The sequence below is a fragment of the Boseongicola sp. genome, assembly GCF_057460485.1.
The window spans coordinates 1-6,673 of the sequence record NZ_JBVCWP010000212.1 but is presented as its reverse complement, the minus strand read 5'-3'; the positions used below and the strand labels follow the sequence as shown (position 1 = coordinate 6,673).

The following is a 6,673-nucleotide window of genomic DNA, read 5'->3' as shown; positions in this document are numbered from 1 at the left end:
GCGGATGTGATTTCCGAGATTTGACAGGTTGATCAAGATCAAGTCATACATTTTGGTCTTTGCATATAACGTCTCCAGGCCTTTTAGGGAGAAGAAAATGCTTGGTAAAAACGTTGGGAATTTTGACCGATATTTGCGGATCGCCGTAGGTGCAGCCCTTCTGATTGCGTTCTTTGCGCTGCCCGATTTGGGGCTTCGGTGGCTTTTGCTTATCGGGATCGTGCCACTGGTCACCGGTCTTTTGGGCAGTTGCCCCGCCTATTCGATCTTTGGGGTTTCAACCTGCGGCATGAAATAACGCGCGCGCTGTTTTAGCTGTGCGGCGCGTCCTGCTTTTCCGGAAACAGGCGGCCAAAGGTCGGCATGATAAAACGCGTAACCACCGGAATAAGTCCGAGGCCAAGTCCGAGGCCTATCACCCCATCAATAAATGCGGTGACGGCCCACTCCACAAAGCCCGTAGCCATGGAAACCGAGGCTGCGACGGCGCCAGCGATGTCGTGGATCGTATCGAAGGGCCCGTGCCATCCCAGTGCTTCAAGGCCGTGGACTATGATACTGCCGCCGACCCAAAGCATCGCCGCGGTGCCGATCACCGAGATCACCGTCATGATCGTGGGCATAGATTTCACCAACCAGCGGCCAAAGGCGCGGGTCGCGCTTAGGCGGCCGATCTGCGTCAGTTTCAGCCCTGCATCGTCCATTTTCACCAGCAAAGCGACCGCGCCATAAACAAGCGTGGTGATGCCGATGGCAACAATCGCAAGAACAACGGCGGAGGTGATCCACTCGTCGCTTTCGATTGCCGCAAGCGAGATGGTCATGATCTCGGCAGACAGAATGAAGTCAGTTTTAATCGCGCCTGCGACGCGCTGCTCTTCCAGATGTACGGCGTCGAGGGTTTCGGCTTCTTCGGCGTGGGATTTGTCGTGCGGATGAAACACGTGCCAGATTTTCTCGGCCCCTTCAAAGCAAAGATAGCAGCCCCCGAGCATTAAAAGCGGTGTCAGCAGCCAGGGCAGGAACGCGTTCAGCAACAGGGCTGCGGGCAAAAGGATGACGAGTTTATTGAAGAACGACGCCCGCGCGATTTTCCAGATGATCGGCAATTCACGCGCCGCCGGAAGACCGGTGACGTATTTCGGCGTGACGGCCGCGTCGTCAATGACAACGCCCGCGGCCTTTGCGCCGGCTTTTGCGGCATCGTCGATCACGGTGGCGCCAACTTTGGCACCAACCTTAGCCGCTTGCGCTGCCAGATCATCGACCTGCGCGGCCGCCAGTTTTGCGATAGCCGCAACATCGTCCAAAAGCGCCAGTAGTCCGCTCATGCTTTGCCTTTCTGCCCGTTGATCCGGTCCTGATTGCTGACATAGCGTGACCAGACCCTCAACCCAAGTCGGCTTCGTGGGATTGAAAGAAACCTGTCTAAAAGATTAGATTGTCCCGCTAGCAATCGGACTATTTCAGAAAAGAAAAATTTGCCAAAAAAACGGCATATCCTCAAAAGGACAGTGATTTGGAGCGGTTAAGTCAGTCGCCAACGGACCCGACGTTCGTTCAGGACCCCTATCCGTTCTATGGGGTAGCCCGCGCGCTTGGGGATTTCGTGTTCTGGGAGGAGTACGGGATGCCCATGGCGACCACCCATGAGGCGGTAAGTCAGGTCCTGAAATCACGCAAGATGGGCCGCGAAATCCCCGCTGACAGGCGCAAACCTGTGCGCCCGGGCCTGGAGTTGTTTTACGCGGTTGAAGACCATTCGATGCTGGAATTAGAGCCGCCCAGCCACACGCGTCTGCGTGGATTGGTGTTGCGCGCGTTCACGCGTCAGCGAATTTTGGGCATGGCATCTGAAATATCCATGATTGCGGATGATTTGATCAGCGCTTTCCCCGAAGGCCGCTTCGATCTTCTGGACACCTTCGCAAGGCACCTTCCGGTGATTGTGATCTCGCGGCTTTTGGGCGTGCCAGACACCATGGCGCCGCAGGTATTGGCGTGGTCCAATGACATGGTCGCGATGTATCAATCCCGACGCACAGAAGCGATCGAAGATCAGGCAGCGCGGGCGGCGGGCGAATTTGCAGACTTTATGCGCGGGTACGTCGAAGAACGCCGCACAAGCCCCGGCCCTGATTTGATCTCGGAATTAATCGCAGCGGAAGAAGATGGCGAAAAACTCTCGTCTGACGAGTTGATCACCACCTGTATTTTGCTGCTGAACGCTGGCCATGAAGCGACGGTGCACAGCATTGGAAATGCGGTGCGCCAACTGGCCGGTCATGCGCGGGTCCATGAGGCGATGCAGCCCGAACGCATTGAATACGCGGTGGAAGAATGTCTGCGATTTGATCCGCCCCTGCATATGTTTACCCGGCATGTTTACGAGCCAGTCGAGATTATGGGGACACGGTTCGAGCCTGGCGACGAGGTTGGGTGTCTTTTGGGCTCCGCCTGCCACGACGATGCGATCTGGCCGGACGGCGACCGCTTCGATCCGTTCCGCGATATCGTTAAGAACACCGCTTTTGGCGCGGGCATTCATTTCTGCGTCGGCGCGCCTTTGGCCCGCCTGGAGCTTCAGATCGCCCTGCCCGCACTATTTTTGCGCTGCCCGGACTTGCGGATTGTCGAACCACCTCAGGTCGCGAACCTATACCATTTCCGCGGGCTTGAGCGGTTGATGGTAGAATGCACCTGTCGCTGACCGATCAGATCGGTAGCATCGTTGTGGATTTAATCTCTTCCATCGAAAGCAGGGCAGTGACGTTGTAGATCTGCACTTCTGAAATCAGCGCCTGATAGAAGTCGTCGTAGGCGCGGGCGTTCCGCACGCGCACTTTCAATATATAGTCGATGTCACCGGCAAGCCGGTGCGCTTCCATCACTTCGGGGCGTTCGTTCAATGCCTTAAGAAACTTGGCCTGCCAGCCGGCTTCATGTGCCGAGGTGCGGATCAGGACAAAGAAACAAGCCTCGAACCCCAGCGCTTCGGCATCCAGCAGCACGGTTTGCTGACCAATGACGCCCGCCTCGCGCATTTTTCGAATCCGATTCCAGACAGGCGTCTTTGACGACCCCACCTTTTTGGCAATCTCGTCCAGCGATTGCGCCGCGTCCGCCTGAAGCGTGCCGAGGATTTTCCGATCTAGGTCGTCGAGCTGCGCGGCCATCCCGTTTCCTTCCTGAATACAGAACGCATGTTTCTGATCGCTCATCGGTATAAACAAATATCCCTTTCAACAAGCATATACTCGTCTATTTTGGGAATTTATTCTATATACGACTTAAGAAATACCGGAGTCGTTCTGATATGAAGCATTTTCCTATCTTCCTCGCTGTGGAAGGCCGCCGCATCGTTGTGTCGGGCGGCGGTGAGGCTGCCTTGGCAAAGCTGCGGCTTTTGCTGAAGACTGAAGCCCGCATCACTGTCGTAGCTGAGGCGCCGATTGCAGATGTAGAGGCGCTGGCTTCCAAGGGTCGGTTAACACTTATTAAGCGCGCGTTAGAACCTGGTGATGCGATGTGTGCTTCGCTGTTTTATGCCGCCAACGATGATGACGGCGAAGACGCGCGCGCAACAAAGCTTGCTCAGGCAGACGGCGCCTTGACCAATTGGGTCGACAATCTGGGCCAAAGCCAGTTCATCACTCCGGCCATTGTCGACCGTGATCCGGTCACCATTGCAATCGGCACCGAAGGCGCAGCCCCGGTATTGGCGCGCTCGATCAAGGCGGATTTGGAGGCACGTTTGCCACGGGCCCTGGGGATATTGGCACACGTTGGAAAAACGTTTCGCAGGGCGGCTGAGGCCTTGCCCATGGGGCGCAAACGCCGTGCGTTCTGGTCCGAATTCTATGACCGTGCCGGTCCAAAAGCCTTTGATGAAGGCGGGGCGGATGGGTTGAATAAATCCTTGGAAGGCCTCCTGAAAAAACACCTTTGTGCGAAAGCCGAAGACGGCCACGTATCCTTTGTCGGAGCGGGCCCCGGCGATCCTGAGCTGTTGACGATCAAGGCGCGCCGCGCACTTCACGAAGCGGACGTGGTGATCCACGACCGTTTAGTGACGCCAGAAGTTCTGGAATTGGCGCGCCGTGAGGCGGTGATCATTGATGCCGGAAAAGAAGGATTTGGGCCGTCGATGAAGCAGACTGAGATTGACGCGTTGATTGTGGAACACGCAAGCAACGGCGCCCATGTCGTACGTTTGAAGGCTGGAGATCCGACAGTGTTTGGTCGGCTTGACGAAGAGATTGACGCAGTGAATGGCGCGGGCATCGCTTTTTCGATTGTTCCGGGCATCACTTCGGCGTCGGCAGCGGTTGCGTCGATCGGACAGAGCCTAACGAAACGCGATCGCAACGCCTCGGTAAGATTTGTGACCGGCCACGACATGAAAGGCTACGCTGAACACGATTGGCGCGCGCTGGCCGCACCCGGTCAGGTTGCCGCCATCTACATGGGCAAGAAAGCCTCCCGATTTATTCAGGGACGCCTGATGATGCATGGGGCGCCGGCGGACACACCGGTCACCGTTATCGAAAACGCATCACGGCCGGATCAGCGTGTATTGAAATGCCGTCTTGCCTCGCTTCCCGACGACATTTCCGCCGCCGAAATGACTGGCCCTGCCCTAATTTTGTATGGCCTTCTACCGCGTGCTGCGCTGGCCTTAGCCCACGAACTGAAAGAGGAGATCGCGCTATGAGCCGCCGCCCATTCACCTCGAAAGTTGTGACAGCAAACGACCTAATCGACGGCGACGCTGTATGGTTAGCGGCCACAGATGACTGGACACGCGACATGAGCCAAGCCGAATTGTTCGACGACGAAGCCGTGGCGCAAGACCGGTTGTTGTTCGCAATGTCTCAGGCAGAGGTCGTCGTGGGCGCTTATCTGGCTGATGCAAAGGCCACCAACAAGGGTCCCGCCCCGGTGCATTTTCGCGAAACGTTCCGCACACGCGGGCCGTCGAACTACCCCCATGGCAAACAAGTCGGAGCCTGAAAACCATGTATACATACAGTGATTTCGACAAAAGTTTCGTGCGCGAACGGGTCGCGCAATTCCGCGCGCAGGTCGATCGGCGGGTTGATGGATCTCTTACAGAAGACGAGTTCAAGCCGTTAAGATTGATGAACGGTCTCTATCTTCAACTGCATGCCTATATGCTGCGGGTCGCGATCCCATACGGAACCTTGAACGCGCATCAAATGCGGCAGTTGGCCTATCTGGCGGAGCGCTGGGACAAGGGCTACGGCCATTTTACGACGCGGCAGAACATTCAGTATAACTGGCCGAAACTAAAGGATGTTCCGGACATGCTCGACGCCTTGGCAGACGTCGGCATGCACGCGATCCAAACCTCGGGCAATACAATCCGGAATGTGACGGCGGACCATTTTGCTGGCGCCGCGGCGGATGAAATCGAAGATCCACGACCCGTGGCTGAGCTTTTGCGGCAATGGTCGACCGATCACCCGGAATTCCAGTTTTTACCCCGAAAATTCAAGATAGCCGTCACCGGATCGCCGAATGATCGCGCTGTAACCAAGGCCCATGACATCGGGCTTCGGATGGTGCAGAACGACGCGGGCGAACCCGGCTTCGAGGTGATCGTAGGCGGTGGTTTGGGACGCACGCCGATGATCGGTAAAGTCATCCGGGCGTTCCTTCCGAAAGCGGATTTGCTGCCCTATTGCGAGGCGATTGTCAGCGTCTACAACCTGCTTGGGCGGCGCGACAACAAGTATAAGGCGCGCATCAAGATCACCGTGGCCGAGAACGGATTGGAGAAAATTCGTGATCTGGTCGATGCGCGTTTCGAAGAGTTACGTCTTGAATTCAACGGCTTCGACCAGGAGCTTCTTGCTGAAATAGAAGCGCAATTTGCGCCGCCAGTCTTCCGCGACGGGCCAGTTGATGCCTTTGACGCCTACCGCGCGGCGAACCCTGCATTTCGGGCCTGGACCGACACAAACCTGTCGGAGCATCGCGCACCGGGCTATGCCATTGTGTCAGTATCAATCAAAAAGCACGGCGCGACGCCCGGGGATGCAAGTGCCGAGCAAATGCGTGTTCTTGCAGACCTGGCCGAGCGTTATGGGCACGATGAATTGAGAATTTCACACGAGCAAAACGTGATCCTTCCGCATGTCCATAAATCTGATCTGCCCGCCGTTTACGAAGGTTTACGCGATGCCGCACTGGCGACCGCGAATATCGGATTGCTCAGCGACATTATCGCATGTCCAGGCATGGATTACTGCGCGCTCGCGACCGCGCGTTCGATCCCGATTGCCCAAGAGATCGCTGAGCGTTTTGACGACCTGAAACTTGAGCATGAGATCGGCGCGCTGAAGATAAAAATCTCGGGCTGCATAAATGCCTGTGGCCATCACCACGTTGGTCACATCGGGATCCTGGGGCTCGATCGGGCCGGGGTGGAAAGTTATCAGATCACGCTTGGCGGCGACGGGACCGAAACGGCAACGATCGGCGAACGCGCGGGCCCCGGCTTTTCAGCGGAAGAGATTGTTCCCGCGATTGAGCGTATGATCGACGCCTATCTTGATATCCGCACGGACGCCGACGAGGCATTTTTGCAGACCTATCGCCGGGTTGGCCTAGTGCCGTTCAAAGCAGCACTTTACCCTGAAAAGGAGGC

Annotated in this window: 7 protein-coding genes; 5 read left to right on the top strand and 2 right to left on the bottom strand. The window is 56.6% G+C overall.

What is annotated here, in order from left to right; translation table 11 throughout:
• Positions 1-97: 97 nt before the first annotated feature.
• Positions 98-298, top strand: a complete 201-nt coding sequence (locus AC221Y_RS18085; RefSeq protein WP_486707943.1) for a YgaP family membrane protein — start codon at positions 98-100, stop codon at positions 296-298.
• 13 nt (positions 299-311) lie between these two features.
• Here AC221Y_RS18085 and AC221Y_RS18080 read toward each other — a convergent pair whose 3' ends face one another.
• Positions 312-1,331 carry a DUF808 domain-containing protein gene (locus AC221Y_RS18080; RefSeq protein ID WP_486707942.1) on the bottom strand — a complete coding sequence of 340 codons (1,020 nt, stop codon included), beginning with the start codon at positions 1,329-1,331 and terminating at the stop codon, positions 312-314.
• Between the two features lie 188 nt (positions 1,332-1,519).
• On the opposite strand from AC221Y_RS18080, the gene AC221Y_RS18075 reads away from it, so the two are divergent.
• Positions 1,520-2,710 (top strand): cytochrome P450, encoded by a 1,191-nt coding sequence (locus tag AC221Y_RS18075; protein ID WP_486707941.1) that lies wholly within the window; start codon positions 1,520-1,522, stop codon positions 2,708-2,710.
• A 4-nt stretch (positions 2,711-2,714) separates the two neighbouring features.
• On the opposite strand, the gene AC221Y_RS18070 is transcribed toward AC221Y_RS18075, so the two are convergent.
• Positions 2,715-3,176: an Lrp/AsnC family transcriptional regulator gene (locus AC221Y_RS18070; protein ID WP_486707944.1), complete on the bottom strand. Its 462-nt coding sequence runs from the start codon at positions 3,174-3,176 to the stop codon at positions 2,715-2,717.
• Positions 3,177-3,316: 140 nt separating this feature from the next.
• Here AC221Y_RS18070 and cysG point away from each other — a divergent pair, with 140 nt between their 5' ends.
• From cysG to AC221Y_RS18055, 3 genes are all read left to right on the top strand, one after another.
• Positions 3,317-4,714, top strand: a complete 1,398-nt coding sequence (gene cysG, locus AC221Y_RS18065) for a siroheme synthase CysG (protein ID WP_486707940.1) — start codon at positions 3,317-3,319, stop codon at positions 4,712-4,714.
• A complete protein-coding gene (locus tag AC221Y_RS18060) occupies positions 4,711-5,013 on the top strand; it encodes a DUF2849 domain-containing protein (RefSeq protein ID WP_299750794.1) in 303 nt (100 codons plus the stop codon). The genes cysG and AC221Y_RS18060 overlap by 4 nt, the downstream gene beginning before the upstream one ends.
• A 5-nt stretch (positions 5,014-5,018) precedes the next feature.
• Positions 5,019-6,673: nitrite/sulfite reductase (locus AC221Y_RS18055; protein WP_486707939.1), on the top strand; the 1,655-nt coding region annotated here is incomplete at its 3' end.

Bases quoted from the DNA above. Each gene is read 5' to 3' on its own strand.
- AC221Y_RS18085 (WP_486707943.1), top strand. From the start codon at position 98: ATGCTTGGTAAAAACGTTGGGAATTTTGACCGATATTTGCGGATCGCC.
- AC221Y_RS18080 (WP_486707942.1), bottom strand. From the start codon at position 1,331: ATGAGCGGACTACTGGCGCTTTTGGACGATGTTGCGGCTATCGCAAAA.
- AC221Y_RS18070 (WP_486707944.1), bottom strand. From the start codon at position 3,176: ATGGCCGCGCAGCTCGACGACCTAGATCGGAAAATCCTCGGCACGCTT.
- cysG (WP_486707940.1), top strand. From the start codon at position 3,317: ATGAAGCATTTTCCTATCTTCCTCGCTGTGGAAGGCCGCCGCATCGTT.
- AC221Y_RS18060 (WP_299750794.1), top strand. From the start codon at position 4,711: ATGAGCCGCCGCCCATTCACCTCGAAAGTTGTGACAGCAAACGACCTA.